Below are 24,763 nucleotides of genomic sequence, written 5' to 3'. Positions count from 1 at the left end.
AGGAGATCCTGCCTATTGTGCCCGGATGACCGCCCCCGTCGTCCTGTCACAATCCGCGCACATCGTCCTCACGCGCCATGATCTATTCGGTTGTCGCCTTCTTCCTGGCCCTGGCCCTGCTCACCTGGAGTGCTGACCGCCTGGTCGATGGCACGGTCGCGGCGGCCGCCCACAGTGGCATGTCGCCGCGCCTGGTGGGTCTGCTGGTGGGAGGCTTCGGCGCGGCTGCGCCGGAACTGGCGGTCGGCGTGGTGGCGGCCCTGGCCGAATCCCCCTCGCTGGCCGTGGGAACCGCATGGGGGGCCAACATGGTGCTGCTGTCGCTGATCGTGGGCAGCGCCGCCCTGGCCGGGCCGCTGGTGGTGCGCTCGGGTCTGGTAACCCGGGAACTGATGGTGCTCGCGGTGGCCATCGGCCTGACCGCCCTGCTGGCACTGGATCGCGAACTCAGCCGGTGGGACGGTCTGGGTCTTCTGGTGGCCTTCAGCCTGTTGCTGGGGTGGACCGTCCGCCAGATCCGGCGCAGTCCCCATGACCCGTTGCCGAATGAGGCGGCCCAGGGCGCACAGGCACTGGCGATGCCGGCCTGGCGGGCCTGGGCGTGGATCGCGCTGGGTGTCATCGTTCTGGCCGCCAGTGCCCGCCTGCTGGTCTGGGCAGCGGCCGACATGGCCCACTGGCTCGGTGCCGGTGAGTGGCTGGTGGGTCTGACCGCCATGGCGGCGGGCACGGCCCTGCCGGAACTGGTGGCCTGTGTGGCCCTGATCCGGCGTGGCATGTCCGATCTCGTGCTCGGTCATGTGGTGGGGGCCAGCCTGTTCAACCTGCTGGCGGTGGTGGGGCTGGCGGTGCTGCTGACCCCTGTGGGGATCGAATACGCCGCACTGCACCGGGATCTGCCCGCCATGGCCGGCCTCACGCTGGCCCTGGTCGTTCTGGCCTGGCGCCCCGGACGAAGGGCCGCCCGGGTCCAGCCTTGGGCCGGCGCACTGCTGCTGGCGGCCTATGTCGCCTATCTGGGCTGGGTGCTGGGTGGCTACGGTTTTTCGGCGGGTGGATGACCCAGGCCGCGCAGGCCCTCGCTGACCGTGGGGTAGCGCAAACGCAAACGCAATTCGTGCTTGATCCGGTCATTGCGCAGGCGCCGCGACTCGCTCATGAAGCTCAGCAGCATCAGCGGCAACTCGGCAGATGCCGCATCCCGTGCAATGCGGGGTGGCCTGGGCAGCCCATAGAGATCGGCCGCCAGATCAAAGTAATCCCCCATGCGCAGGTCCGAGTCGTCGCTCACGTGCAGGTTGCGCTGGGGGCGGGCCATCCACAATGCCCGGGCACAGGCCCGCGCCAGATCATCGGCGTGGATGTGGTTGGTGTAGACATCGTCTTCGGGGCGCAACACGGGCGTGCCGCGAAGCAGCCGATCGCGCGGCGTGCCGCCTTCCCGGTCGGGCGCATAGATGCCCGGAATGCGCAGGACCGTGGTCCTCACCCCATGACGGCGACCGAACCAGTGCACCTGCTGCTCGGCGTCCACCCGCCGCCACGCGCGCGGGGTCTGCGGGGAGACGGTCGCGTGTTCCCCCACCCACTGCCCCTGACGATCCCCGTACACCCCGCTGGTGGATCCGTAGACCAGGGTGGCCGGATGGGTTCGCAATGCCAGCGCCCGCAACAGGGCGCGGGTGCGCGGATCGCGTCGCCAGTCAGCCAGGTCCTGCGAGGGCGGCGGTGCCAGGTGCAGCACCCGGGTCGCGACGCCGGCCAGGCGGGCCAGCGACTTCGGATCGTCCAGATTCCCCAGCAGGGGGCGGACGCCGCGCTGGCGCAGACCCGGGCGCCGCTCAGGCGTGGACGTCAGCGCCAGCAGTTGCAGCCGGCGGCCGTGGCCCAGCTCCCGCACCACCCGCTGCCCGACGTCACCGCAACCGACGATCAGCACGCGTTCGCGCCGGAACCTGGCCGGCAAAGCACCAATGAGACCCATGTCAGAGGATATTTGAGACAATTTGCGTTTGCTGTTCGCGACGGGCACCGCCGGTGCCTGCCGCCCCAATCACCTGCCAGTATGACATTCACCATCACCGTCGAACCCAGCGGCCGCACCTTCAGCGCCACCACCGATGAAACCCTGCTGGCCGCCGGCATCCGTCAGGGTATCGGCCTGCCCTATGGCTGCAAGGACGGCGCGTGCGGCTCCTGCAAGTGCAAGCTGGTGTCCGGTCAGGTCACCCACGGGCCGCACCAGGCCAAGGCGCTGAGCGCCGACGAGGAAGCGGCCGGCTACGTGCTGACCTGCTGCGGCACCGCGCAGTCCGACGTGGTCATCGAATCGCGCCAGGTGACGGAGGCCGGCGCCTTCCCGATCAAGAAAATGCCGGTGCGCGTCAACAGCCTGGAACGTGTTTCGCACGATGTGATCGTCATGAAGCTGCAACTGCCCGCGGCGGATGCCTTCCAGTACCACGCCGGCCAGTATGTCGAATTCCTGTTGCGCGACGGAGACCGGCGCAGCTATTCGATGGCCAACGCCCCCCACACGCAGGCCACACAGCCCGGCATCGAACTGCACATCCGACACATGCCCGGCGGCAAGTTCACCGACCACGTCTTCGGTGCCATGAAGGAAAAGGAAATCCTGCGGATCGAAGGCCCCTACGGCAGCTTCTACCTGCGGGAGGACAGCAGCAAACCCATCATCCTGCTGGCCTCGGGCACCGGCTTCGCGCCGATCAAGGCGCTCATCGAACACATGCAGCACAAGGGCATCACCCGTCCGGCCACCCTCTACTGGGGTGGCCGGCGTCCGGCCGACCTTTACCAGGACGCCTGGATTCGCGAGCAGCTCGCGGCCATGCCCCACCTGCGCTATGTGCCGGTGATCTCCGATGCCCTGCCCGAAGACGGCTGGAGCGGGCGCACCGGCTTCGTGCACCAGGCGGTGCTGCAGGACGTCCCGGATCTCTCGGGCCACGAGGTCTATGCCTGCGGTGCGCCCATCGTGGTGGAGTCGGCCCGGCGCGACTACACCACCGCCGGCCTGCCCGACGAGGCCTTCTTTGCCGATTCCTTCACCTCTGCGAAAGACAAGCTGTGAACACCCGCCGACAACTCCTGGCCCTGGCCGCTGCGGCCCTGATGGCTGCCCCTGCCCTCGCACAGTCCGACAAGGTCACCCGCATCGTGGTGCCCTTTGGTGCCGGCGGTCCGATCGACGTCACCGCCCGGGTGCTGGCCGAAGCCGTCAAGGGCTCGCTGGGGACGGTCATCGTCGAGAACCGCCCCGGCGCAGGCGGCAACATCGGCGTCAGTGCCGTGGCCAAGGCCGCACCGGACGGGCTGACGCTGGGCATCGCCACCACTGCCTCGCACGGCATCAACCCCTGGCTGTTCAGCAAGCTCCCGTATGACCCGGCCAAGGACTTCGCACCGATCACGCAGATGCTGCGTGTGCCCAATGTGCTGGTCATGAACGCCGACACCGCGCAGCGCCTGAACATCCGTTCCCTGTCCGACCTGATCGCCTACGCCAAAGCCAACCCGGGCAAGCTCAACTACGGGTCGGGCGGCAACGGCAGCGCGGGTCATCTGGCCGGCGAACTGCTCAAGCATCAGGCCGGCATCTTCGCGGTGCACATCCCCTACAACGGCGGCAACCCGGCCCAGCTGGCCCTGCTCTCGGGCCAGGTGGACTACAACATCGACAACCTGGCCACCGCAGCAGCCAACATCCGAGCGGGCAAGCTGCGCGCCCTGGCTGTCACCACCGCCCAGCGCAGCAGCGTGCTGCCCGATGTGCCTGCCATGGCCGAAACCCTGCCCGGCTTTGAGATCGACACCTGGTGGGGCCTGATTGCGCCAGCCGGGACACCCGCCGACACCGTGCGCCGACTCAACACCGCGTTCACCGAGGCCCTGCGCTCACCGGAGGTCAAGGCACGATTTGCCAACCTGCTGGCCGATCCCGCGCCGAGCACGCCGGAAGCCTTCGATGCGTTCCTCAAGCAGGAGCGCACCAAGTACCAGCGGCTGGTGAAGATCAGCGGCGCCAAGGTCGACTGATCGTTGACCGGCACCCACCCGGTGGGTGCCTGGCCTCAGCGAGCCTCGGCCAGCAGTTTCTTCACGTCCGCCGCCAGTGCCGGTGCTCCGCTGCCATAGCGGTGGTACAGGCGCACCCGGCCCTGCGTGTCGTAAATGTAGCTGCCGGCGGAGTGATCCATGGTGTAGCTGGTCTCGGTCTGGCCCGGCACTTTCTTGTAATAGATGCGGAAGTGCTTGGCCACGTCGGGCAGCACCTCGGGCGAGGCGTGCATCGCCAGGAAGCTGGGGTCGAAACTGCCCATGTACTCGCGCATGACCTCGGGCTTGTCACGCTCCGGATCCACACTGACGAACAGGCCTTGCAGGCGCTCGCCATCCGCGCCCAGCAGCCGCTTGGCTTCGGCCATCTCCGTCAGCGAGGTCGGGCAGACATCCGGGCACTGTGTGAAGCCGAAGAAGATCACCACGACCTTGCCCTTGAAGTCGGCCAGGGTCCGCTGCTGGCCATTGTGGTCCGGCAGGTTCAGCGTGGTCGCGTAGTCGGCGCCGGTGATGTCGATGCCGCTGAAGCCACCGGCGCTCTGTCCATCCCCGCTGCGCTCGGAACAGCCCGACAGGGCCAGCGCACCACAGGCCAGGGCCAGCCCCAGCCAGGCACGGCGTGCGAAAGAAAGCGTGCGATCGGTCATGTCAGAACGGCCCTCGGGGCAGGTAGTGGTCGACCAGCATGGCGGCAAACAGCAGCGACAGGTGGATCAACGAGAAACGGAAAGTCTTGCGGGCGAGCGCGTCCGAGTAGTCACGCCAGAGCGCAAAGGCATAGGCACAGAAGCCCGCATTGAGCAAAACGGCCGCCACCAGGTAGAACCAGCCGCTCATGCGCAGCATAAAGGGCATCAGGCACGCGGCGAACAGGATGAAGGTGTAAAGCAGGATCTGCAGCCGGGTGAATTCCGACCCGTGCGTCACCGGCAGCATGGGCAAGCCAGACTTGCGGTAGTCCTCCACCCGGTACAGCGCCAGCGCCCAGAAGTGCGGCGGCGTCCACAGGAAGATGATCAGGCACAGGATCAGCGACTCGGGCGACACCTCGCCGGTCATCGCCGCCCAGCCCAGCACCGGCGGCATGGCACCGGAAGCGCCACCGATCACGATGTTCTGCGGTGTCAGCGGCTTGAGCACCACGGTGTAGATCACGGCGTAGCCGACGAAGGTGGCAAAGGTCAGCCACATGGTCAGCGGGTTGACCCAGACGTACAGGATGAGCGAACCCGCCGCACACAGCGCGGCCGAAAAGCTCAGGGTCTGGAGGTTGGACAGCTCGCCCTTGGCCGTCGGTCGCCAGGCGGTGCGACGCATCTTGGCATCGATGCGCTGCTCGACCACACAATTGAAGGCGGCCGCGGCGCCGGCCACCAGCCAGATGCCCAGGCAGGCCAGCAAAGCCACCCCCACTTCCTGGAAGTCAGGCAGACCGGGAACCGCCAGCACCATGCCGATCAGCGCGCAGAACACGATCAGCTGCACCACCCGGGGCTTGGTCAGGGCATAGAACTGGCGCCAGGCATTGGGCATGGGCGCGGCCAGTGGGGCAGTACTCATCAGACGGGACGGGAAACGGTGGAAGAGGTAAATGGTACGCGGGAGGTATCGGCCCGACGCGCGGCGACCAGCACACCGGTGAGCACGATCACCAGGCCAGCAGCACCGCCGGTGTGGGACACCGCCGCCAGCAGCGGCCACTCCAGCACCACGTTCGAGACGCCGGTCAGCAATTGCCAGGCGGCCAGGATCAGCACCCAGCGGGCAACGCCGCGGGTTTCGGGCTGCGTCCACAGACGCCACGCCAGCCATCCCAGGGCCAGCAGCACCACATAGGCAAACAGGCGATGGGTGTAGTGGATGGCGGTCAGCGCGGCAAACGGGATGGCGTCGCCAGACCGGCTTTCACCCAGTTCACGCCAGAACTCGAAGCCCCGCAGGAAGTCCATGGCGGGCCACCAGCTGCCCTGGCAGGTCGGGAAGTCGCGGCAGGCCAGGACCGCATAGTTGGTGCTCACCCATCCACCCAGGGCCACCTGGCACCAGAGCAGACCGAACACAAGCCAAATCGCCAGACGAGGCACGTTGGCCGCCGAGCCGACACCGGCAGCCCCTGCCCCGAGCCAGACGGACTGCGCCCTGAGCAGGGCCAACAGGATCAGCCCGCCCAGCAGGTGCATGGTCACGATGGCCGGAAACAGCTTCATGGTGACCGTCAGGGCACCGAACGCTCCCTGCAGACAGACCCAGATGAGGGTGACGGTGGGCCACCATGGCGAGATGGCCAGGCGCCGGCGCTCCAGCCAGCTCACGGCGGTCATCACGATGATGAGGACACCGACGGCGGTGGCCAGATAGCGGTGGATCATCTCGATCCACGCCTTGGAGAAGGTGACGGGCCCGGTGGGCATCGCCGTCTGGGCTTCACGGATCTCCTGATGGGCCCCCAGGGGACTGGCGCTGCCGTAGCAACCGGGCCAGTCCGGACAGCCCAGCCCCGAGTCGGTCAGCCGCGTGAACGCGCCAAACAACACCAGGTCAAAGGTCAGGAACAGGGTGAGCAGGGTCAGCGCCTTCAGGCGCTGCGCCGGCGCGGCCTGTCGGTTGCGCAGCCAGATCCAGGCCAGCGGTCCCATGGCCAGGACGACGCCCAGCAGCATGAGGCGCGCCACCGGTGCCCAGTCGTACAACGGCGTGCTGTCCACGTCGGCTCCTCCGCTCAGGACGGGTCGCCCGGACGGCCCGGACGGTCCCAGAACGCCGACGCCCGCAACAGGCGTTCGATGTCCCGGCGCGCTTGCTTGGGATCGACCTGGGCAGGAAAGCGCATCATCCAGTTGCCGATCGGGTCGACCACGTAGAGGTGGTCCTGCAGCCGCTGACCGGGCGCAGGTACCAGCCATCCGGCCAGATCCGCTTCATTGACCTTCAGCACCTTGGCCGCGGACACACCCGCACGGATGTCCTCGGGAATGTCGCCCTCACCGGTACGCAACCAGACCCAGTCCAGCCGGTCCTTCTCCTTGCCCAGCGCCTCCCGCATCTGTCGCTGCAGATAGAGGTGGTTGCGGCAGAGTTCGGTACAACTGCTGTCGGCCACACTGACGAGCAGCCACTGATCGCGCAGGCTGCTGAGCGGCACGGACTGGCCCTGGGCATCCACGCCTTGCCAGGCAGGGAGCGGACGTTGCGGGTCGATCAACTCGCCATAGTTGCGCCGCCCCTCGGGTCGGATCACATAGTAGGTGAAATAGGACGCAATGACCGGCGAGGCCGCCACCAGCAGCATCAGCAGCATCTTCCAGCGGCCGCTGCGGGTGCGTGCCGCATCCGCGGCAGCCACCTCACCGGGTGCAGGCAGGGAGTGCACCGTCATCGTGAGCAGCTCGTCACGTCGTCCGCCGGCGGCGTCGGGGTTGGATGAATTGGAACCAGACATAGAGAATGCCCGCGAGGGCACACAAACCAAACCATTGGGCCGCGTAGCCGTAGTGCTTGTGCACATCGGCAGCGATCTTGGGCCACTCCCGGCGCAGACCGTCGTCGGTCTCGCCGGTCTGCAGCAGGGACAGATCCAGCAACGCCAGTCCGGTTTCCCGGGAGAACGCTGCCACCTCGATATTTTGCCGGATGACTCCCTGCCCCGGGTCACCCAGCTCGTAATACCTGGACGGCGGTGGTGCCAGCCGTCCTTCAAGCAGAACCTCGCCCTCCGGGGTGGGAACGCGGGGCACTCGGGTCCGGTCCTGAAAGTCTCTGGGTACCCAGCCCCTGACCACCAGCACCCGGGCATCGGAGCCGGCCAGCCTCAACGGCGTGACCACATGAAAACCTGCCTGACCGCCCATCGACCGGTTGTCCAGAAAGACCGTGGCCCGGTCCTCCCAGGTCCCGCGCAAGCGCGCAGACCGGTGGATGACCCCATCCAGAGGGGACGTGCCCAGCAGGCCATCGACATCCAGCGGGGGGAGGGCCATCTGGCGGTCGATGGCGTTCTGCAAGCCCATCTTCTGGTCAGCGCGACCCAGTTGCCAGATCCCCAGCGACGCGGTCACCCCCATCGTGACCAGGCAAGCCAGGGTCACGATCCAGAACCTCAGCCCACGGGGAGGATTTGCCTCAACGGTGCGCATGACTGGCAGACATCGCCTCGATAATCGTGTGCATGAAATACCTTGTCATTGCCGCGTTTGTCGCCATCATCGGCAGTCTGGGAGCCGCTCTGGTCTTCATGATGCGGGGCGGCAGCACCCAGGAGGATGCGGGGGACGCCGGCAGCGATGCCAGGCGTGGTCGCATGGCCAAAGCACTGGCGTTTCGGGTGGGATTTTCCATCCTGCTGTTTGTCATCGTGCTGATCAGCTATTTCATGGGCTGGATACAGCCCACCGGTCTCCCGCTTCAGCGCTGAACACCCTGCGGTGATCGCGACACCTTAGGTCCACCCTCACAAACAGAAAAGCGCCCGAGGGCGCTTTTTTTTTAGGTCCATCAGACACTCACATCCAGTAAACCAGGATGTACAGGCCCAGCCAGACCACGTCCACGAAGTGCCAGTACCAGGCGGCGCCTTCGAAACCGAAGTGACGGTCCTTGGTGAAGTGGCCCTTCTGCAGGCGCAGCGTGATGAACAGCAGCATCAGCATGCCGACAAACACGTGGAAGCCGTGGAAGCCGGTCAGCATGAAGAAGGTGGAACCGAAGATGCCCGAGTTGAGCTTGAGGTTCAGATCCACATAGGCGTGGTAGTACTCGTAGCCCTGGACGAACAGGAAGATCACGCCCAGCAGCACCGTCATCCACATGAAGGCGATGGTCTTGGCACGGTTGCCCGCCTGCAGGGCGTGGTGCGCAATGGTCAGCGTCACGCCCGAGGTCAGCAGCAGCGCGGTGTTGATGGTGGGCAGCCAGAACGGGCCCACCGTCTGGAAGGGCTCGACGATGTTGCCAGGCGACGCGGTGGCGCCGGCCTGCAGGCTGGGCCACACCGAGGTGAAGTCCGGCCAGATCAGCGCATTCTCGATGTTGCCAAGGTTCGGCACCGACTGCACGCGGGCCCACCACAGGGCGGTGAAGAAGGCACCGAAGAACATCACCTCCGAGAAGATGAACCAGCTCATGCTCCAGCGGTAGGAGATGTCGATCTTGCGCCCGTACATGCCGCCTTCGCTTTCGCTGATGGCGTCGCTGAACCACTGGAACAGGATCACCAGCCAGAAGACCAGACCAAAGACCAGCGACCATTTGCCCCACTCGCTGCCATTGATCCACTGGCCTGCGCCCAGGATCACGAAAAACAGCCCGAAGGCGGAGAGCGCCGGATGGCGCGAGAGCCCGGGGACGTAGTAATACGGCGTCGAGCCATGGGTTGCTGCGGACATGCTCACTCCTAGTTTGCTTTCGCTTGTATTGATTGCTTGTTTCGGGCGCCGGGGATCATCCGGCCACCCAGTTGACGATCAGGATCAGGGCCAGCACGAACAGAAAAGCCATCACCACACCGACCGCAATGATGTGCAGCGGATTGAGCTGGGCGATGTCCTTCTGGTAATCGGCCTGGCGACGCACCCCCAGGAAACCCCACAGCACGGCCTTCACGGTGGCGGGCAGGGAACCCTTGCGGCGATGCAACGGCTCGTTCATCAGACCGCTCCGGACTTGCTGGACACCGCGGGCACCTGCCCCACCGTCGCGCCGGGAGCCGCTGGCGTCTTGCCACCGACTTCGAAGAACGTGTAGGACAGGGTGATGGTGGTGACGTCCTTGGGCAACTTGGGATCGATGACAAACGCCACCGGCCACTCCTTCTTCTCACCCGGTGCGAGGGTGTACTGCGTGAAGCAGAAGCACTCGAGCTTGTTGAAGTGGGCTGCCGACTGCTTGGGCGCGTAGCTGGGAATGGCCTGCGCCGCCATGGTCCGGTTCTGGATGTTCTGGAACTCGTAGACCACCGTGGTCAGTTCACCCGGATGCACCTCGATGTGGCGAACGGCGGGCTTGAAATCCCAGGGACCACGCACATTGGTGTCGAACTCCACCGTGATCTTGCGAGACCGGTCGACCTGCGTGTTCAGAGGGTCGGCCTTGGACAGGCCGGGCACCTGACGCTCCGAGATGGCCAGCACGTTGATGCCCAAGGCCTCACAGATGTGGCGATAGATCGGCACCAGCGCATAGCCGAAGCCGAACATGCCCAGCGCAATCACGCTGAGCTTGCCAACCATCTTCCAGTTCTCGCGTTGGATTCCCATGGTGCGTCGTCGCTTCCGTGCCGTCCGGCGTCAGCCGCCCAGCAAGGCCAGCTTGGCCACAAATCCGATCAGGAACGCCGCCGCCACCGAGGCCAGGATCAGGCCCAGGCGGACGTTCTTGCGGCGCATCTCTTCGTTCATCGGTACCACCTCAGCCGATCACGCGGGTCGCGGTGGCGTCCAGCTTGGGCGGGTTTTCAAAGGTGTGATGCGGGGCGGGCGAAGGCACTTCCCACTCCAGACCAACCGCACCTTCCCAGGGCTTCTGCGGGGCAGGCTGGCCCTTGCCGCGCATGGCGGGCAGCACCACGAACAGGAAGAAGTACACCTGCGCAAAGCCGAAGAAGAAGGCACCCACCGACGCGATCATGTTGAAGTCGGCGAACTGCATCGGGTAGTCGGCGTAGCGGCGGGGCATGCCGGCCAAGCCCAGGAAGTGCATCGGGAAGAAGGTGACGTTGAAGGAAATCATCGACCACCAGAAGTGCAGCTTGCCGCGCGTCTCGCTGTACATCACGCCGGTCCATTTGGGCAGCCAGTAGTACACGCCGGCAAACATGGCGAACAGCGAACCGGCCACCAGCACGTAGTGGAAGTGCGCCACGACATAGTAGGTGTCCTGGAAGTTGATGTCGATGGGCGCCATGGACAGCATCAGACCCGTGAAGCCACCCATGGTGAACACGAAGATGAAGCCGACAGCCCACAGCATCGGGGTTTCGAAAGTCATCGAACCCTTCCACATGGTGGCGATCCAATTGAAGATCTTCACGCCCGTGGGCACGGCGATCAGCATCGTGCTGTACATGAAGAACAGCTGACCCGTCACCGGCATGCCGGTGGTGAACATGTGGTGCGCCCACACGACGAAGGACAGGATGGCGATGGATCCGGTGGCGTACACCATGGAGGCGTAGCCGAACAGCTTCTTGCGCGAGAAGGTCGAGACCACGTGGCTGACGATGCCGAACGCGGGCAGGATCATGATGTAGACCTCGGGGTGACCGAAGAACCAGAAGATGTGCTGGTACATCACCGGGTCACCGCCACCGGCCGGGTTGAAGAAGCTGGTGCCGAAGTGGCGGTCGGTCAGCGTCATGGTGATGGCGCCGGCCAGCACAGGCATCACGGCGATCAGCAGGTAGGCGGTGATCAGCCAGGTCCAGGCGAACATCGGCATCTTCATCAACGTCATGCCGGGGGCACGCATGTTGAGGATGGTCACGATGATGTTGATCGAGCCCATGATCGACGAGGCACCCAGGATGTGCATCGCGAAGATGGCTGCATCCATCGAGGGACCCATCTGCAGGGTCAGCGGCGCGTACAGCGTCCAGCCGGCAGCCGGTGCGCCACCGGGCATGAAGAACGACAGCACGATGATCACGGCCGCCGGAATCATCAGCCAGAAGCTGAAGTTGTTCATCCGGGCAAAGGCCATGTCGGAGGCACCGATCTGCAGCGGCAGCATCCAGTTCGCGAAACCCACGAAGGCCGGCATGATCGCACCGAACACCATGATGATGCCGTGCATGGTGGTCAGCTGGTTGAACAGCTCAGGATTCACCAGTTGCAGGCCGGGCTGGAACAGCTCGGCGCGGATACCCAGCGCCAGCACGCCGCCGACCATGAGCATGGCGAACGAGAACAGCAGGTACAGGGTACCGATGTCCTTGTGGTTGGTGGCGAACACCCAGCGGCGCCAGCCAGCCGGCGCGTGGTGGTGGTCGTGATCGTGCGCGTCGTGATGGTCAAGAACTGCACTCATGTCGTTTTCCTTTGAAACTCGAATTCCTGGTGGGTCTCAACCCGCTCACTTGCGCGCGGCCACCACCTGGGCGGGCTGCACGATCTGCTGGGTCTGGTTGGACCAGCTGTTCTTGGCGTAGGTCATGACTGCCGCCAGCTCGGTGTCGGACAGCTGTTTCCAGGCAGGCATGGCTCCACCGGCAGCGCCGTTGAGCATGATCTCGGTCATCTTCAGGTGATCGGCATCGGTCACGATGGCCGAGCCGTCCAGCGGCTTGATCGGGCCGGCACCCTTGCCGTTGGCCTGGTGGCAGGCGGCGCAGTTGGCGGCATAGACGGACTCGCCGCGCTTGACCAGGTCGGTCAGCGTCCACACCTTGTTCGGGTCATCCGCCGCTGCGGCCATGGCCTTCTTCTTCTCATCAACCCACTTGGTGTATTCCTCGGCGGTCACCACCTTCACATGGATCGGCATGTAGGCGTGCTCCTTGCCACACAGCTCGGCGCACTGGCCGTAGAAATCGCCGGTCTTTTCGGCACGGAACCAGGTGTCGCGCACGAAACCGGGGATGGCGTCCTGCTTGACGCCGAACGCCGGCACCATCCAGGCGTGGATCACGTCGTTGGCGGTGGTGATGATGCGGACCTTCTTGCCGACCGGCACGACCAGCGGGTTGTCGACCTTGAGCAGGTAGTCATCCACCGCCTCGGGCTTGCCGCTGTTGGACATGACACGGTGGCTGTTGTCCAGTGTGGACAGGAAGCCGATGCCCTCGCCTTCACCCTTGATGTAGTCGTAGCCCCACTTCCACTGCATGCCCGTGGCCTTGATGGTCAGGTCGCTGTTGGTGGTGTCCTTCTGGGCCACCAGCACCTTGGTCGCCGGCAGCGCCATGCCGATGACGATCAGCAGCGGCACGATGGTCCAGCCCAGCTCCACCCAGATCGGCTCGGCCAGTTCCTGCGACTTGTGGCCCACCGACTTGCGGTGCTTGAGGATGGAATAGAACATCACCCCGAACACGAGCACGAAGATCACCGTGCAGATGATCAGCATGAACCAGTGCAGCCAGTGCTGTTCCTCCGCGATCTTGGTGACCGGGGGGTGGAAGTTCAGCTGGTTCACCGCCGGTCCGCCCGGCAGGTCGTTCACGGCCTGCTGTGCCGCCACCTCCAGCCAGACACCCGCGCCAAGGGCCGCGGCGGTCGTGGTGGCGCGCAGGGCCTTCAGGCGGGATCGCAGGGATTGACCCTCTTTCATCGTCGTGCTCACGGTTGTACGCCTCAAATATAAGTATTGATTTATATCAATCCAATTAGACCAAACTTTCCCAGGGCATCCTTTCAGGGATAACCCACAAACTCACCCATACGCCAACGCCCGGCGAAGCTCCCTTGCCAGCGCCGGACGCAGATCAGCGCGCAGGTAACGCCCCACGCGCTCTGACCGGACACCCGAACGGACCTCGACCAGCTGCCCGGCCTCGCGGGACAGGGCAATTTCCACCCACGGACCGGGAAACTCGCTGCGCGACACCCGACCCGCCACCTCCCGCTCCACCACCAGCAGGCCGGGGGAGACCCGGATCTGCTCCCGGTCCACCGCGTGCCGTGCGTAGAAGAGGAAGGCCACTCCCACTGCCAGCAATTCAAGCGCCGCAAACGGCAGCACCAGGGTCGCCCCCTGCCACCAGAAAAATCCAGCCACCGCCAGCGACACCGCACATAGCAACCCGTAAGTCCACCACAACTGCGCGGGCGTCACCGAGCAGTTGCGGCGCAGGGTCCATTGCAGACCGTTGTCGGTGGCATGGGCCATCCGGTATCCGTCGACACTGACACTCATTCCCGAACCACCGGTCAAGGAAACGCCGGCCACAAGGACCGGCGCGACAGGGAAAATGCCCTGGAGAGTTTGACTTATGTCAATTTGATTTATGTCAATTGTAGCGGCCTCGCGGCGCCGGCATGGCCGCATAGCCGACCGAGGTATCGGGAGACTGGTGCGCGTCAGCCCCGTGGCCGCCGAAGCATGGCACGCATGTCGTCCAGCGGCACCCGGGAGGGATCCTTGCGGCGGGGTTCCCCCTGATAGGCGTGACCGTAGATGATCTCGAAGGTCAGCTGCAGCCTGCCATCGGTGCTGCGGGGCATCCGCTCTTCGATGGCCTGGATCAGTGTTTGTCGCCAGGCGCGGCCGCGCAGCCCGGCGGGCCGCGCGGCATGCAGGTTGCGCCCGGTGTCGCGCAATTCGTCGAGCATGGCCTGCGCGGTCGACCAGGTCAGAACGATGCGCTCCATGTCCATGACCGGCTCGGCAAATCCGGCCTGCACCAGCATGTCACCCCAGTCGTGCATGTCGGTGAAGGGGTGCGAAGGCGCGTGCCAGCCCAGGTCAGCGTACAGCCGATGCAACTCCCGCAGGCTGTCCGGCCCCAGGCAGGAGAACATCAGGAACCCTTGGGGTCGGACCAGGCCCTGCCACTGGCGCAGCAGGGTCTGAGGGTGAGCCTGCAGGTGCAGGCACATGTTGGCCCACAACATGTCGGTCGGGGCCGGAGGCTCGATCGCCAGCACGGCCTGGCGACTGCGTCCCCAACCGGAAGGCAGCCAGGACCGACGCGGCCCGGTCGGCTGCAGCAGCGCCGCCACCGCCGCTTGCCCGGACCAGATGCTGGCCTGGGCCTGTGGCATCTGCTGCAGCAGCAGTCTGTGCGCCTCCAATCCGCCATTGGCCGGCTCCCAATGCAGCCAGTTGGCGGGCTGCTGCCGGAACCATTGAAGCCGCTGCGCCATGCGCCGCGCGACCTCCTCGTGCAGCCAGGGGCTGGCCGCCGGGACGCGGGCCATCCAGCGCCGTGCAGCGGTCTGATCAAGACCTGGCACCGGGACTTCATCAGGACGGGGGATGGACACGATGGCAGGCGCAAAAATGGACACGGGCCGCCAGTATATTGGCCGCATGATCACCCGCATGCCCGCAGGAATTCGCTTCGGAGCGTCTGCCTGCCAGGTCTGTGGCAGGTGGCCCGGCGGCCCCGTTTGCGCCCCCTGTCTGCAGACCTTCGTCCCACCCGAGGGTCATGCCCCGTCCGTGGCCGACGGTGCCATATCCACCATCGTCACGGCCGTGGACTACGGCTACCCCTGGGACCGGCTCATCACGCGCTTCAAGTTCTCCGGGGACTGCGGTCTGGCACCCGCACTGGCGGCGGTGCTGGCCTCGGCCGCGGGTCTGGGTCAACTGGCCGCCCGATGCGATCTCGTGGTCCCGATCCCGCTGTCGCTCGATCGCCTGGCGCAGCGTGGCTACAACCAGTCGTGGGAGCTGGCCCGGCGTCTGGTCGGCTGGCACCCGACACTCCGGGGCAAGGGCCGTCCGCTGGCCATGACCCGGCGCGGCGGGTTGCCGGACCAGCACACCCTCAACCGGCGTCAGCGGCTGGACAACCTGGACCGCGCATTTGCGGTGGCGCCTCAGTTCGTGAAAGGCCTGCGCGGTGCCCATGTGATGCTGGTCGATGATGTGGTCACCACCGGTGCGACGCTGCAGAAGGCGGCACACGCCCTGTTGGCGGCCGGGGCCACGTCGGTGTCGGCCGCCGTGCTGGCCAGAACACCCTGAAGGCCGACCATCCGTGAAGGATGCCGCATGCATGACAACTGCGCGGTAATCCAAACTCATTCAGGCAGTATCATCCGCGCAGCCAAGGGAGAGGGGCCGAAAGACCGTTGAAACGGCGGCCAGGACAGCGAAAGTCCCCGCAGACGCGCCGCCATGTTCCACATCGTTCTGGTTGCTCCGGAAATACCGCCCAACACGGGCAATGTGATTCGCCTGTGTGCGAACACCGGCTGTCATCTGCATCTGGTCGAGCCGCTGGGTTTTTCCATGGATGACAAGCAGATGCGGCGCGCCGGCCTTGATTACCATGAGTACGCTCAGGTTCGCCGCCATGGGTCATGGCAGGCGCTGATCGAACAGGAGCAACCGGCCCCCGGCCGGCTGTTTGCCCTGACCACCCGCGCTACGAGGATTGCCCATGACGTGGCCTTCCGGCCCGGCGACTGGTTCGTTTTCGGCTCCGAGAGCCAGGGTCTGCCCGATGCGGTGCGTGACGCCATCCCGCCCGTGCAGCAACTGAAGTTGCCCATGCGTGCCGGCCAGCGCAGCCTGAACCTGTCCAATGCGGTGGCGGTCATTGCCTTTGAGGCGTGGCGGCAGAACCACTTTTCAGCCGTGCAGCCGTGACACAAGTCACCTGCCCCCTGGAGGCCCCACCCCACCATGCTGGCAACCACGGGAGCACAATTTCCACCTGTTCGATCAACCACTGGCCACGACCCAACCGATCAGGCCAGTCCCATCACGCGGTCACACCGATCGCAGGGAGTCTCCATTGATCACCGTCATTGACCGACTGTTTCGCGTGGCCTTGCAGCCGCACGCCACCCCCCGCCGCATGGCGACCCTCAAGGACCTGCAGACCATCCGAAGTGCCCTGCTCAAGTGCGTGGAAGATTGCGAAGGCCTTCCTGTCGACCGCTTGCGGCACCAGGTGGACCGCGCGCGCCGGGTGCAGGAACTCTGGTTGCTGCGCAACGAGGCGTACCAGCTGATCTCCCAGCAGCACAGCCAGAGCATCGCTGCCGAGCGCATCAACCGGGTGATGTCGGTGTTTCAGGGCTGGATTGCGCCCAGCCAGCTCACCCGCATCAGGTAAGGGACACGCCGCCGGACATCAGGGGTACTGGCGCACCAGCGCCTCGGCCACGCACACCGGACGGTCGCTGCCTTCGCGCTCGACACTCAATCGCCAGATGAACTGGTACCCATTGCCCTCCAGCGGCTCGGCCGCCATGAGGTGCAAACACCCCCGCAGGCGACTGTTCACCGGCACCGGTGCGGGAAAACGCACCTTGTTCAGGCCGTAGTTGACGCCCATGCGCACCCCCTGAACCGCCAACGCGGAGTCGAAAAACACCGGCAACAGCGACAAGGTCAGGTACCCGTGCGCGATCGGCGCACCAAAGGGCCCTGCTTTCGCACGCTCGGCATCGACATGGATCCACTGGTGATCGCCGGTGACGTCGGCAAACCCGTTGATGCGTTCCTGGGTGATGGTCACCCAGTCGCTGACGGCCACGTCCTGGCCCACACAGGCGGCCAGTTCGGCCAAAGATTGGAAGGTCTTCATGCGGTGCCACTCTAGCGGTGCCGCAGGTGCGACAGTGTCGGCCCGGCGACAGCGTCAGGCATCTAGCCAGCGGCAGATGTCCTGCCATTGCTGCAGGTCCTTCTCGACCCGCGACGGCGCCACGTCAAACAGGGTGAGCCCGCGGGCAGCCAGGTGGATGTAGTTCTGGGTGTCCCGCAGGTAGCCCAGCACGGGCCATCCGAGACCGGACACAAATTCGTGCAGCTTGTCGGCCGCGATGGTGCGGGCATCCACCCGCATGCCGACGATGCCCACGTCCAGCCCAGCGCCGTGCTTGCTGTCGGCCAACTCATCCAGAAAAGCCCGGGTCGCGTAGATGTCGAAGATGCTCGGTTGCAGGGGGATCAGCACCTTGTCGGCCATCTTGAGAACGTCCTTGAAGCGCCAGCCATGCAGACCCGCCGGGGTATCGAGCACCACGTGGGACACGTCGCGCGGTGCGCGCGCCACGAAGTCGCTGCCCACTTCCCAGGTGCGGATCGGCGGCAAGGATGCAGGACGCAGCCCCAGCCACAGGCGGGAGGACTGTTGCCGGTCGGCATCCCCCAGCATCACCGCATGGCCCTGGCTGGCGTAGTAACCCGCCACATTGGTCGACAGCGTGGACTTGCCCACGCCCCCTTTGGGATTGGCCACCACCACCACTGGCATACCCGCCTCCTGATCAAGTCATCAGACAGTGCCCATCTTAGCGCCAGGCATCCCAGACCAGCTTGCAGCCGGTCAGGAACATGCCGGCATAGACCAGCCGGTAGAACAGCGCCGGGTCGATCCGGTGCGCGATCCGCACCCCGATCCACACACCGAGGGGCGCAAACGGCAACAGCGCCACCGACGTGGCCATGTTGCGCCAGTCCAGCAGCCCCAGCCAGGCATAGGGCACCCACTTGCTCAGGTTGATGAAGAAAAAGAAGAAGGCCATGGTGCCGGTGAACAGCACGGGACTCAGGCGCAGGGGAATCACATACACGTTGATGGGGGGACCGCCGGCGTGCGCAATGAAGCTGGTGAAGCCGGAGATGGCGGTCAGCAGGGCGCCCAGCCAGCGCGGCGGCGGCGGGTGGTCGGCCTTGGGTGGAAACAGCAGGCGCTGGGCCAGGAACAACAAGGTCACCACCCCCACGATGCCCGCCACCAGGCGGGCATCCAGCAGCTTGAACAGGAGCGCGCCAAAGAGCACACCGGCCAGACCGAAGGGCAGGAGGAAGCGCAGCAGGGCCCGGTCCACATGCTGGCGGAAGGCCGCCATGCCCATGAGGTCCATGACCAGCAACACCGGCATCAGAATGGCCGCCGCCTGGGGCACGGTCACGGCCAGCGCCATCATCGGGACGGCCAGCGAGCCGAAGCCGGCACCAAAACCGCTCTTGCTGATCCCCAGCAGGATGACCGCCGGCACGGCGACCAGATAGAAGTACGGATCGGTGATCAGCGGAAAGTCGAAGCCCATGGACAATGCGGTGCATGCAACAAATGCCATTGTGGGGTGAAACCCTGCGCCTGCTGGTCGAGATCGCGGGTACGGCCGCCTTTGCGCTGTCTGGCATCCTGGAAGGCGCCCGCAAGCGGCTGGACGCGGTGGGCGTCTGCGTGGTCGGCTTCCTGGCCGCGTTTGGTGGCGGCACCCTGCGCGACCTGCTGCTGGACCAGCGCCCGTTTTTCTGGGTGCGCCACGTCGAGATGCTGTGGGGTGTGCTGGCGCTGTGCGTGCTGGCGATGCTGTTCCTTCGCCAGCGCCACTTTGCGGTGACCGAGCGCGCCATCCAGTGGCCCGATGCGCTGGGCCTGGGCCTGTTTGTGGCCACCGGGGTGCACCAGTCACTGATGCTCGAACTGCCGGCGCTGGTGGCGGTGCTGATGGGCCTGATCACCGGCGTGTTCGGCGGTGTGCTGCGGGACGTGGTGTGCAACGAGATCCCGACCGCCTTCCACGACCACCGGCCTTACGCGCTGTGTGCGTTTGCCGGTGCCTGGGTCTATGTGGGCCTGTGGCACCTTGGGACCGACGGCTGGGTGGCGCTGGCGGCCTGCGTGACTGTCACCGCGGGGCTGCGGGGGCTGGCGCTCTGGCGCAACTGGCAGCTCCCCGCCTGGAAGGCATAGGCAAAGCCCCCACGCTCCGCCGCTACGCGGGTCGCTGCCCCCCGAGAGGGCTGATCTGCCTTGGGGCGGCCCGGCGGCAGATCGCTCGCCCCCACGCTCCGCCACTGCGCGGATCAGACTCGCTCGATCACCATCGCAATGCCCTGCCCCACGCCGATGCACATGGTGCACAGGGCGTAGCGTCCACCGGTGCTGTGCAGGCGGTTGACCGCCGTGGTGGCCAGGCGGGCGCCGCTGGCGCCCAGCGGGTGGCCCAGGGCGATCGCGCCGCCCCAGGCGTTGACGCGCTCGTCATCGTCCTTCAGCCCCAGCAGGCGCAGCACCGCCAGTCCCTGCGCCGCAAAGGCTTCGTTGAGTTCGATCACATCCATCTGCGCCAATGTCAACCCGGTCAGGGCCAGCACTTTCTGCGTGGCCGGCGCCGGGCCGATGCCCATGATGCGCGGGGCCACCCCGGCCGTGGCCATGCCCACGATGCGGGCCCTTGGGGTCAGGCCGTGCTTCGTCGCACTCGCTTCATCGGCCAGCAGCAGCGCGCAGGCACCGTCGTTGACGCCGCTGGCGTTGCCGGCGGTCACACTGCCGTCGGGCCGGACCACTCCCTTGAGCTTGGCCAGCGCTTCCAGGCTGGTGGCGCGCGGATGCTCGTCGTTGTCGACAACGATCGGATCACCCTTCTTCTGCGGGATGGTGACCGGACAGATCTCGCGCGCGAGGTGGCCGGCCTGAATGGCGGCCACGGCCTTCATCTGGCTGGCCAGGGCCATGCGGTCCTGGGCGTCGCGCTCGATCTTGAACTCCACCGCCACGTTCTCGGCCGTCTCGGGCATGGAGTCGACGCCGTATTTTTCCTTCATCAGCTTGTTGACGAAGCGCCAGCCGATGGTGGTGTCGTAAACCGCGTTGCTGCGGCTGAAGGCACTCTCGGCCTTGGGCATGACAAACGGTGCGCGGCTCATGCTCTCGACGCCGCCGGCAATCATCAGCGTGGCTTCACCGGCCTTGATGGCGCGGGCGGCGGTGCCCACCGCATCCAGACCCGAGCCACACAGGCGGTTGATGGTGGCGCCGGGCACCTCCAGCGGCAGACCCGCCAGCAGGCTGCTCATGTGGGCGACGTTGCGGTTGTCCTCGCCGGCCTGGTTGGCGCAGCCGAAAATCACGTCGGTGACGGCCGTCCAGTCCACCGAGGGGTTGCGCGCCATCAGTGCCTTGAGCGGTACCGCGCCCAGGTCGTCGGTGCGGACACTGCTCAGGGCGCCGCCGTAGCGGCCGATGGGGGTGCGGATGGCGTCGCAGATGAAGGCTTGGGGCATGATCGTGTCTCCGGGATGATTGTGGGGCGTGAACCGAGTTCACGCTGTGATGATCTCGAATGCCGATTGTCGGCGAAAACATGCAGGATAATGCATTTATGTTCTCTCCCTCCCAGGCCGATGTGCGCCGCTTCTTCTGCGCCGTGTACGACAAGCAGCGTCAAGGGCAACCCATGGACGCCATGGAACTGCTGGTGGCGCAATGGATTGGAGAGCATCCCGAATACCACGGCCACCTCAGCGATGTGGACACTGCCCTGGCCCGCATGGGTGAACAGAACGCGAGTGCAGAGAACCCGTTCCTGCACCTGTCCATGCACCTGTCGATCAGCGAGCAGTGCAGCATCGATCAGCCACCGGGCATCCGTCAGGCGGTGGAACTGCTCACGGCCCGCCGGGGGGATCTGCATGCCGCCCACCACGAGGTGATGGATTGCCTGGGCCGGATGATCTGGGAGAGCCAGCGCAGTGGCCGACCACCGGACGGCCAGGCCTACATCGACGCCGTGCGGCGCCGCGCCACGGCGGACTGACGCGTCACACGTCAGATACAAAAAAAGCCGCTCGGTGAGCGGCTTTTCCACAGCAAGGCAACAGGTCAGCGGAAACGCGACTGCGGCACCGTCTTGAGTTCGCCGTCGAGCGTGCTCAGGTACTTGGCGATCTCACGCATCTCAGACGGTTTGTACTGCTTGGCGATGCCTGCCATGATGCCATTGGAACGACCCACCATGTTGTTGCCTTCGACCGTGTAGGCCTTCAGCGCGACGAACAGGTAGTCGGCGTGCTGACCACCAAGCTTGGGATAGCTGGGATCGATCGGCTTGCTGAAGTTGGCACCGTGGCAGGACGCGCAGGCACCCTTTTCCAGCAGGGCCTTGACCACCTCGTTCGGGGCCTTGGGCGTTTCGGCGGCGGCCTTGTCGGCGTGGGAAGCGTAGAAGGCACCCAGATCGGCCATGTCCTGGTCGGTCAGCGAACCGGCGATGCCGCGCATGGTCGGGTGCTTGCGCTCGCCCTTCTTGTAGGCGGTCAGGGCCGAGACGATGTACTTGTCGGACTGGCCCGAGATCTTGGGCACCTTGTGGATCTCGGGGAAGCTGTTCTGGTAACCGGGGATGCCATGGCAGCCGATGCACATCTCGGCCTTCTTCTTGCCGGCCTCCACATCACCCTGGGCATGAGCCGACGCAACCGCGGCGAAGAGCGTCGCAGCGGCGACAACGGTACGGGCAATCGTGGGCAACAGTTGATTCATATTGCAAGCACAATGAAGAGGTCGATTGATAAAAATCAACCGTCGATTATATAGACTCGGTTATCAGTGCTGACTTATTGAATACCCTAGGCCCACGGCTGTGTCGGCCTTCCACCCACCCAGGTAGCTCCATGAAATTCCAAGGTTCGCAGAACTACGTCGCCACCCAGGACCTGATGCTGGCGGTGAACGCCGCCATCACGCTCAAGCGCCCGCTGCTGGTCAAGGGTGAGCCCGGCACCGGCAAGACCATGCTCGCCGAAGAGGTGGCCCAGGCGCTGGACATGCCGCTGCTGCAGTGGCACATCAAGAGCACCACCAAGGCCCAGCAGGGCCTCTACGAATACGACGCGGTCAGCCGCCTGCGCGACAGCCAGCTCAACACCACCGACAGCGCCGAGCGGGTCAAGGACATCCGCAACTACATCGTGCAGGGCGTGCTCTGGCAGGCGTTCACCGCGGACCGTCCGGTGGCACTGCTGATCGACGAGATCGACAAGGCCGACATCGAATTCCCGAACGACCTGCTGCGCGAACTCGATCGCATGGAGTTCTACTGCTATGAGACGCGTGAGCTCATCAAGGCCAAGCACCGGCCACTGGTGTTCATCACCTCGAACAACGAAAAGGAACTGCCCGACGCGTTCCTGCGCCGCTGCTTCTTCCACTACATCAAGTTCCCCGACGCGGACACGATGAAGAAAATCGTGGAGGTGCACTTTCCCGGCCTGAAGGACGAACTGCTGGCGGTGGCCATGAAGACCTTCTATGACGTGCGCAACCTGCCGGGCCTCAAGAAGAAGCCGTCGACTTCCGAGCTGATCGACTGGCTCAAGCTGCTGATGGCCGAGGACATTCCGCTGCAAGCCCTGCAGAGTGCCGACAACAAGGTCTCGATTCCGCCCTTGGTAGGTGCGCTGCTGAAAAACGAGCAAGACACGACACTCTTTGAAAAGCTCGTCTTCATGAACCAGAGGAACCGGTGATGTTCGTGCAACCCGTCGTTCTGCAGGACCACGGCGTGCGGCTGGAGCCGCTGTCGCCAGCGCACGAGGACGGGCTGCGCGCCGCCGCCGCTGACGGTGAACTGTGGAAAATCCGGGTCACCTCGGTACCGGAACCCGAGAACACCCGCGCCTACATCGACACCGCCCTGCAAATGCGGGCCGAAGGTCATCGTTTTGCGTTTGCCGTCTTCGACGAGACATCCGGGCGCATCGTGGGCAGCACCAGCTACCACGACATTCTCCCGGCCGTGCGGCGCGTCGAGATCGGCTGGACCTGGTACGCCCGCAGTGTGCAACGCAGTCATGTCAACACCACCTGCAAGCTGCTCATGATGGGTCACGCCTTCGATACCCTGGGCTGCGCGGTGGTGGGCTGGCGCACCGACAACTTCAACTTCGCGTCGCAGCGCGCCATCGAGCGACTGGGGGCGAAGAAGGACGGCGTGATCCGGGGTCATGCCCTGCGCCGGGACGGCACGGTGCGCGACACGGTGATGTACAGCATGACCGCTGGCGAATGGCCCGAAGCGCGCGCGCAGCTGCTGTACCTGCGAAGCCGGCACGCCTGAACGGAGGATCACGATGCTGATCGATTTCTTCTACACGTTGCGCGCGGCCAAGCTGCCCGTGTCGGTCAAGGAGTACCTCACCCTGCTGGAGGCGCTCAAGGCCGACGTCGTCGGACCGACCAACCCGGACGCCTGCAGCATGGACGACTTCTACTACCTGGCGCGCACCGCGCTGGTCAAGGACGAGCGCCACTTCGACAAGTTCGACCGCGCCTTCGCCGCCTACTTCAAGGGCGTGGAGATGATCGCGGACTTCAGCAAACCCATCCCGGCCGACTGGCTGCGCAAGGAGATGGAGCGCCTCCTGTCCGAGGAGCAGAAGGCCAACGCGCCCAAGATGGACTGGGACGAGCTGATGGAGACGCTGAAAAAGCGCCTAGAGGAGCAGAAGGAGCGTCACGAGGGCGGCAGCAAGTGGATCGGTACCGGCGGCACTTCGCCCTTCGGCCACGGCGGACACAACCCTCAGGGCATCCGCATCGGCGGCAAGGGTGGCAACAAGTCGGCCGTCAAGGTCTGGGACCAGCGGGCCTACCGCGATTACGACGACAACCTGGAGCTGGGCACCCGCAACATCAAGGTCGCGCTAAGGCGCCTGCGCAAATTCGCGCGCGAGGGGAACGAGCTGGAGCTGGACCTGCCCGACACGATCCGTTCGACCGCGGCCAACGCCGGCTGGCTGGACATCAAGATGATTCCGGAGCGGCACAACAACGTGAAGGTGCTGCTGCTGATGGACGTGGGCGGCACCATGGACGAGCACATCGCCCGGGTCGAAGAGCTGTTTTCGGCCGTCAAGAGCGAGTTCAAGCACCTGGAGTTCTATTACTTCCACAACTGCGTCTACGACTTCGTGTGGAAGAACAACCGCCGCCGCTTTGCCGAGAAATTCCCGACCTGGGACATCATCCGCAAGTACAACAAGGACTACAAGCTGATCTTCGTGGGCGACGCCACCATGAGCCCCTACGAGATCCTGCAACCTGGCGGCAGTGTCGAATACAGCAACGAGGAGGCCGGCGCCGAGTGGCTGCAGCGGCTGACGCACGCCTACCCGAAATTCGCCTGGATCAACCCGGAACCGCAAGGTGTGTGGCAGTACCGCCAGAGCATCAGCATCATCCAGCAGCTCATGGGCCAGCGCATGTATCCGCTGACCCTCAAGGGTCTGGAAGACGCCATGCGCATGCTCTCCAAGTGAACCGGGC

Annotated in this window: 31 protein-coding genes; 12 read left to right on the top strand and 19 right to left on the bottom strand. The window is 65.2% G+C overall.

Annotated elements, in window-relative coordinates:
• Positions 1-77 precede the first annotated feature (77 nt).
• A complete protein-coding gene (locus ACFQNJ_RS03770; protein WP_382253927.1) occupies positions 78-1,061 on the top strand; it encodes a calcium/sodium antiporter in 984 nt (327 codons plus the stop codon).
• Here ACFQNJ_RS03770 and ACFQNJ_RS03765 read toward each other — a convergent pair.
• The gene (locus tag ACFQNJ_RS03765) at positions 1,037-1,984 is read right to left on the bottom strand and encodes an NAD-dependent epimerase/dehydratase family protein (protein WP_382253925.1); all 948 of its coding nucleotides are present in this window, start codon (positions 1,982-1,984) and stop codon (positions 1,037-1,039) included. The genes ACFQNJ_RS03770 and ACFQNJ_RS03765 overlap by 25 nt on opposite strands.
• A gap of 81 nt (positions 1,985-2,065) precedes the next feature.
• Between ACFQNJ_RS03765 and ACFQNJ_RS03760 the strand changes: the two genes are divergently transcribed.
• The gene (locus tag ACFQNJ_RS03760) at positions 2,066-3,094 is read left to right on the top strand and encodes a CDP-6-deoxy-delta-3,4-glucoseen reductase (RefSeq protein ID WP_382253923.1); all 1,029 of its coding nucleotides are present in this window, start codon (positions 2,066-2,068) and stop codon (positions 3,092-3,094) included.
• Positions 3,095-3,135: 41 nt separating this feature from the next.
• Complete coding sequence (locus ACFQNJ_RS03755) at positions 3,136-4,059, top strand: Bug family tripartite tricarboxylate transporter substrate binding protein (protein WP_382254608.1); 924 nt, start codon at positions 3,136-3,138, stop codon at positions 4,057-4,059.
• Between the two features lie 35 nt (positions 4,060-4,094).
• Here the strand turns inward: ACFQNJ_RS03755 and ACFQNJ_RS03750 are convergent, their stop codons facing one another.
• The 5 genes from ACFQNJ_RS03750 to ACFQNJ_RS03730 are packed head-to-tail and all read right to left on the bottom strand — an operon-like array spanning position 4,095 to position 8,216.
• Positions 4,095-4,730 (bottom strand): SCO family protein, encoded by a 636-nt coding sequence (locus tag ACFQNJ_RS03750; protein WP_382253922.1) that lies wholly within the window; start codon positions 4,728-4,730, stop codon positions 4,095-4,097.
• 1 nt (position 4,731) lies between these two features.
• Positions 4,732-5,643, bottom strand: coding sequence for a heme o synthase (gene cyoE, locus ACFQNJ_RS03745; protein ID WP_382253920.1), 912 nt, complete (start codon positions 5,641-5,643; stop codon positions 4,732-4,734).
• Positions 5,643-6,788, bottom strand: a complete 1,146-nt coding sequence (locus ACFQNJ_RS03740) for a COX15/CtaA family protein (RefSeq protein WP_382253918.1) — start codon at positions 6,786-6,788, stop codon at positions 5,643-5,645. The genes cyoE and ACFQNJ_RS03740 overlap by 1 nt, the downstream gene beginning before the upstream one ends.
• Before the next feature lie 14 nt (positions 6,789-6,802).
• Positions 6,803-7,522 (bottom strand): SCO family protein, encoded by a 720-nt coding sequence (locus tag ACFQNJ_RS03735; protein WP_382253917.1) that lies wholly within the window; start codon positions 7,520-7,522, stop codon positions 6,803-6,805.
• Positions 7,473-8,216, bottom strand: a complete 744-nt coding sequence (locus tag ACFQNJ_RS03730; RefSeq protein ID WP_382253916.1) for an SURF1 family protein — start codon at positions 8,214-8,216, stop codon at positions 7,473-7,475. Before ACFQNJ_RS03730 ends, ACFQNJ_RS03735 begins: the two co-directional genes overlap by 50 nt.
• Positions 8,217-8,248: 32 nt before the next feature.
• Here ACFQNJ_RS03730 and ACFQNJ_RS03725 point away from each other — a divergent pair, with 32 nt between their 5' ends.
• Entirely contained in the window at positions 8,249-8,494 is a 246-nt protein-coding gene (locus tag ACFQNJ_RS03725) for a twin transmembrane helix small protein (protein ID WP_374641185.1), read from the top strand.
• A gap of 88 nt (positions 8,495-8,582) precedes the next feature.
• Here ACFQNJ_RS03725 and ACFQNJ_RS03720 read toward each other — a convergent pair whose 3' ends face one another.
• The 8 genes from ACFQNJ_RS03720 to ACFQNJ_RS03685 form a co-directional block, all read right to left on the bottom strand.
• Positions 8,583-9,464, bottom strand: a complete 882-nt coding sequence (locus ACFQNJ_RS03720; protein WP_374641186.1) for a cytochrome c oxidase subunit 3 — start codon at positions 9,462-9,464, stop codon at positions 8,583-8,585.
• 55 nt (positions 9,465-9,519) lie between these two features.
• The gene (locus tag ACFQNJ_RS03715) at positions 9,520-9,726 is read right to left on the bottom strand and encodes a DUF2970 domain-containing protein (RefSeq protein ID WP_374641187.1); all 207 of its coding nucleotides are present in this window, start codon (positions 9,724-9,726) and stop codon (positions 9,520-9,522) included.
• A complete protein-coding gene (locus ACFQNJ_RS03710) occupies positions 9,726-10,334 on the bottom strand; it encodes a cytochrome c oxidase assembly protein (RefSeq protein WP_374641188.1) in 609 nt (202 codons plus the stop codon). Before ACFQNJ_RS03710 ends, ACFQNJ_RS03715 begins: the two co-directional genes overlap by 1 nt.
• 30 nt (positions 10,335-10,364) lie before the next feature.
• A complete protein-coding gene (locus ACFQNJ_RS03705) occupies positions 10,365-10,475 on the bottom strand; it encodes a cytochrome oxidase small assembly protein (protein ID WP_374641189.1) in 111 nt (36 codons plus the stop codon).
• Positions 10,476-10,485: 10 nt separating this feature from the next.
• The gene (gene ctaD, locus ACFQNJ_RS03700; RefSeq protein ID WP_374641190.1) at positions 10,486-12,102 is read right to left on the bottom strand and encodes a cytochrome c oxidase subunit I; all 1,617 of its coding nucleotides are present in this window, start codon (positions 12,100-12,102) and stop codon (positions 10,486-10,488) included.
• 45 nt (positions 12,103-12,147) lie between these two features.
• Complete coding sequence (coxB, locus tag ACFQNJ_RS03695) at positions 12,148-13,344, bottom strand: cytochrome c oxidase subunit II (RefSeq protein ID WP_382254605.1); 1,197 nt, start codon at positions 13,342-13,344, stop codon at positions 12,148-12,150.
• Positions 13,345-13,446: 102 nt separating this feature from the next.
• A complete protein-coding gene (locus ACFQNJ_RS03690; RefSeq protein WP_382253913.1) occupies positions 13,447-13,902 on the bottom strand; it encodes a DUF2244 domain-containing protein in 456 nt (151 codons plus the stop codon).
• 191 nt (positions 13,903-14,093) lie between these two features.
• Positions 14,094-14,933 (bottom strand): class I SAM-dependent methyltransferase, encoded by an 840-nt coding sequence (locus ACFQNJ_RS03685; protein ID WP_382254603.1) that lies wholly within the window; start codon positions 14,931-14,933, stop codon positions 14,094-14,096.
• Positions 14,934-15,057: 124 nt separating this feature from the next.
• Here ACFQNJ_RS03685 and ACFQNJ_RS03680 point away from each other — a divergent pair, with 124 nt between their 5' ends.
• From ACFQNJ_RS03680 to ACFQNJ_RS03670, 3 genes are all read left to right on the top strand, one after another.
• A complete protein-coding gene (locus ACFQNJ_RS03680) occupies positions 15,058-15,708 on the top strand; it encodes a ComF family protein (protein ID WP_382253912.1) in 651 nt (216 codons plus the stop codon).
• A gap of 153 nt (positions 15,709-15,861) precedes the next feature.
• Positions 15,862-16,335: a tRNA (uridine(34)/cytosine(34)/5-carboxymethylaminomethyluridine(34)-2'-O)-methyltransferase TrmL gene (gene trmL, locus ACFQNJ_RS03675; protein WP_382253910.1), complete on the top strand. Its 474-nt coding sequence runs from the start codon at positions 15,862-15,864 to the stop codon at positions 16,333-16,335.
• Between the two features lie 148 nt (positions 16,336-16,483).
• Positions 16,484-16,807, top strand: coding sequence for a hypothetical protein (locus tag ACFQNJ_RS03670; RefSeq protein WP_374641194.1), 324 nt, complete (start codon positions 16,484-16,486; stop codon positions 16,805-16,807).
• An 18-nt stretch (positions 16,808-16,825) separates the two neighbouring features.
• Here the strand turns inward: ACFQNJ_RS03670 and ACFQNJ_RS03665 are convergent, their stop codons facing one another.
• The 3 genes from ACFQNJ_RS03665 to ACFQNJ_RS03655 are packed head-to-tail and all read right to left on the bottom strand — an operon-like array spanning position 16,826 to position 18,752.
• Positions 16,826-17,281, bottom strand: a complete 456-nt coding sequence (locus ACFQNJ_RS03665) for a MaoC family dehydratase (RefSeq protein WP_382253908.1) — start codon at positions 17,279-17,281, stop codon at positions 16,826-16,828.
• Between the two features lie 54 nt (positions 17,282-17,335).
• On the bottom strand, positions 17,336-17,953 hold the full coding sequence (locus ACFQNJ_RS03660; protein ID WP_382253906.1) for a nucleotide-binding protein: 618 nt from the start codon (positions 17,951-17,953) through the stop codon (positions 17,336-17,338).
• Positions 17,954-17,990: 37 nt separating this feature from the next.
• The gene (locus tag ACFQNJ_RS03655; RefSeq protein ID WP_382253905.1) at positions 17,991-18,752 is read right to left on the bottom strand and encodes a sulfite exporter TauE/SafE family protein; all 762 of its coding nucleotides are present in this window, start codon (positions 18,750-18,752) and stop codon (positions 17,991-17,993) included.
• A 14-nt stretch (positions 18,753-18,766) separates the two neighbouring features.
• Between ACFQNJ_RS03655 and ACFQNJ_RS03650 the strand changes: the two genes are divergently transcribed.
• Positions 18,767-19,405: a trimeric intracellular cation channel family protein gene (locus ACFQNJ_RS03650; RefSeq protein ID WP_374641198.1), complete on the top strand. Its 639-nt coding sequence runs from the start codon at positions 18,767-18,769 to the stop codon at positions 19,403-19,405.
• 113 nt (positions 19,406-19,518) lie between these two features.
• Here the strand turns inward: ACFQNJ_RS03650 and pcaF are convergent, their stop codons facing one another.
• Positions 19,519-20,721 (bottom strand): 3-oxoadipyl-CoA thiolase, encoded by a 1,203-nt coding sequence (gene pcaF / locus ACFQNJ_RS03645; RefSeq protein ID WP_382253904.1) that lies wholly within the window; start codon positions 20,719-20,721, stop codon positions 19,519-19,521.
• Between the two features lie 98 nt (positions 20,722-20,819).
• Between pcaF and ACFQNJ_RS03640 the strand changes: the two genes are divergently transcribed.
• Positions 20,820-21,254 carry a DUF1841 family protein gene (locus ACFQNJ_RS03640; protein WP_382253902.1) on the top strand — a complete coding sequence of 145 codons (435 nt, stop codon included), beginning with the start codon at positions 20,820-20,822 and terminating at the stop codon, positions 21,252-21,254.
• A gap of 65 nt (positions 21,255-21,319) precedes the next feature.
• Here the strand turns inward: ACFQNJ_RS03640 and ACFQNJ_RS03635 are convergent, their stop codons facing one another.
• Entirely contained in the window at positions 21,320-21,979 is a 660-nt protein-coding gene (locus tag ACFQNJ_RS03635; protein WP_382253900.1) for a c-type cytochrome, read from the bottom strand.
• Between the two features lie 131 nt (positions 21,980-22,110).
• On the opposite strand from ACFQNJ_RS03635, the gene ACFQNJ_RS03630 reads away from it, so the two are divergent.
• Genes ACFQNJ_RS03630 through ACFQNJ_RS03620 form a run of 3 tightly spaced genes read left to right on the top strand, consistent with a single transcriptional unit; the run spans position 22,111 to position 24,756 of the window.
• Positions 22,111-22,965: an AAA family ATPase gene (locus ACFQNJ_RS03630; RefSeq protein WP_374641202.1), complete on the top strand. Its 855-nt coding sequence runs from the start codon at positions 22,111-22,113 to the stop codon at positions 22,963-22,965.
• Positions 22,962-23,555, top strand: coding sequence for a GNAT family N-acetyltransferase (locus tag ACFQNJ_RS03625; RefSeq protein WP_374641203.1), 594 nt, complete (start codon positions 22,962-22,964; stop codon positions 23,553-23,555). Before ACFQNJ_RS03630 ends, ACFQNJ_RS03625 begins: the two co-directional genes overlap by 4 nt.
• Positions 23,556-23,568: 13 nt before the next feature.
• Complete coding sequence (locus tag ACFQNJ_RS03620; protein WP_374641204.1) at positions 23,569-24,756, top strand: vWA domain-containing protein; 1,188 nt, start codon at positions 23,569-23,571, stop codon at positions 24,754-24,756.
• The last annotated feature ends 7 nt before the right edge of the window (positions 24,757-24,763 follow it).

This window comes from Hydrogenophaga bisanensis, assembly GCF_042665135.1.
GTDB lineage: Bacteria > Pseudomonadota > Gammaproteobacteria > Burkholderiales > Burkholderiaceae_C > Hydrogenophaga > Hydrogenophaga bisanensis.
The sequence above is the reverse complement of the archived record's forward strand: the minus strand, read 5'-3'. Positions and strand labels throughout refer to the sequence as shown.

Bases quoted from the DNA above. Each gene is read 5' to 3' on its own strand.
- ACFQNJ_RS03680 (WP_382253912.1), top strand. From the start codon at position 15,058: ATGCCCGCAGGAATTCGCTTCGGAGCGTCTGCCTGCCAGGTCTGTGGC.
- pcaF (WP_382253904.1), bottom strand. From the start codon at position 20,721: ATGCCCCAAGCCTTCATCTGCGACGCCATCCGCACCCCCATCGGCCGC.
- ACFQNJ_RS03710 (WP_374641188.1), bottom strand. From the start codon at position 10,334: ATGGGAATCCAACGCGAGAACTGGAAGATGGTTGGCAAGCTCAGCGTG.
- ACFQNJ_RS03765 (WP_382253925.1), bottom strand. From the start codon at position 1,984: ATGGGTCTCATTGGTGCTTTGCCGGCCAGGTTCCGGCGCGAACGCGTG.
- ACFQNJ_RS03660 (WP_382253906.1), bottom strand. From the start codon at position 17,953: ATGCCAGTGGTGGTGGTGGCCAATCCCAAAGGGGGCGTGGGCAAGTCC.
- ACFQNJ_RS03730 (WP_382253916.1), bottom strand. From the start codon at position 8,216: ATGCGCACCGTTGAGGCAAATCCTCCCCGTGGGCTGAGGTTCTGGATC.
- ACFQNJ_RS03755 (WP_382254608.1), top strand. From the start codon at position 3,136: ATGGCTGCCCCTGCCCTCGCACAGTCCGACAAGGTCACCCGCATCGTG.
- ACFQNJ_RS03685 (WP_382254603.1), bottom strand. From the start codon at position 14,933: ATGGCCCGCGTCCCGGCGGCCAGCCCCTGGCTGCACGAGGAGGTCGCG.
- ACFQNJ_RS03705 (WP_374641189.1), bottom strand. From the start codon at position 10,475: ATGAACGAAGAGATGCGCCGCAAGAACGTCCGCCTGGGCCTGATCCTG.
- ACFQNJ_RS03750 (WP_382253922.1), bottom strand. From the start codon at position 4,730: ATGACCGATCGCACGCTTTCTTTCGCACGCCGTGCCTGGCTGGGGCTG.
- ACFQNJ_RS03720 (WP_374641186.1), bottom strand. From the start codon at position 9,464: ATGTCCGCAGCAACCCATGGCTCGACGCCGTATTACTACGTCCCCGGG.
- ACFQNJ_RS03735 (WP_382253917.1), bottom strand. From the start codon at position 7,522: ATGTCTGGTTCCAATTCATCCAACCCCGACGCCGCCGGCGGACGACGT.
- ACFQNJ_RS03620 (WP_374641204.1), top strand. From the start codon at position 23,569: ATGCTGATCGATTTCTTCTACACGTTGCGCGCGGCCAAGCTGCCCGTG.
- ACFQNJ_RS03725 (WP_374641185.1), top strand. From the start codon at position 8,249: ATGAAATACCTTGTCATTGCCGCGTTTGTCGCCATCATCGGCAGTCTG.
- ACFQNJ_RS03635 (WP_382253900.1), bottom strand. From the start codon at position 21,979: ATGAATCAACTGTTGCCCACGATTGCCCGTACCGTTGTCGCCGCTGCG.
- ACFQNJ_RS03650 (WP_374641198.1), top strand. From the start codon at position 18,767: ATGCAACAAATGCCATTGTGGGGTGAAACCCTGCGCCTGCTGGTCGAG.
- ACFQNJ_RS03690 (WP_382253913.1), bottom strand. From the start codon at position 13,902: ATGGCCCATGCCACCGACAACGGTCTGCAATGGACCCTGCGCCGCAAC.
- trmL (WP_382253910.1), top strand. From the start codon at position 15,862: ATGTTCCACATCGTTCTGGTTGCTCCGGAAATACCGCCCAACACGGGC.
- ACFQNJ_RS03665 (WP_382253908.1), bottom strand. From the start codon at position 17,281: ATGAAGACCTTCCAATCTTTGGCCGAACTGGCCGCCTGTGTGGGCCAG.
- ACFQNJ_RS03770 (WP_382253927.1), top strand. From the start codon at position 78: ATGATCTATTCGGTTGTCGCCTTCTTCCTGGCCCTGGCCCTGCTCACC.
- ctaD (WP_374641190.1), bottom strand. From the start codon at position 12,102: ATGAGTGCAGTTCTTGACCATCACGACGCGCACGATCACGACCACCAC.
- ACFQNJ_RS03655 (WP_382253905.1), bottom strand. From the start codon at position 18,752: ATGGGCTTCGACTTTCCGCTGATCACCGATCCGTACTTCTATCTGGTC.
- ACFQNJ_RS03630 (WP_374641202.1), top strand. From the start codon at position 22,111: ATGAAATTCCAAGGTTCGCAGAACTACGTCGCCACCCAGGACCTGATG.
- cyoE (WP_382253920.1), bottom strand. From the start codon at position 5,643: ATGAGTACTGCCCCACTGGCCGCGCCCATGCCCAATGCCTGGCGCCAG.
- ACFQNJ_RS03715 (WP_374641187.1), bottom strand. From the start codon at position 9,726: ATGAACGAGCCGTTGCATCGCCGCAAGGGTTCCCTGCCCGCCACCGTG.
- ACFQNJ_RS03640 (WP_382253902.1), top strand. From the start codon at position 20,820: ATGTTCTCTCCCTCCCAGGCCGATGTGCGCCGCTTCTTCTGCGCCGTG.
- ACFQNJ_RS03760 (WP_382253923.1), top strand. From the start codon at position 2,066: ATGACATTCACCATCACCGTCGAACCCAGCGGCCGCACCTTCAGCGCC.
- coxB (WP_382254605.1), bottom strand. From the start codon at position 13,344: ATGAAAGAGGGTCAATCCCTGCGATCCCGCCTGAAGGCCCTGCGCGCC.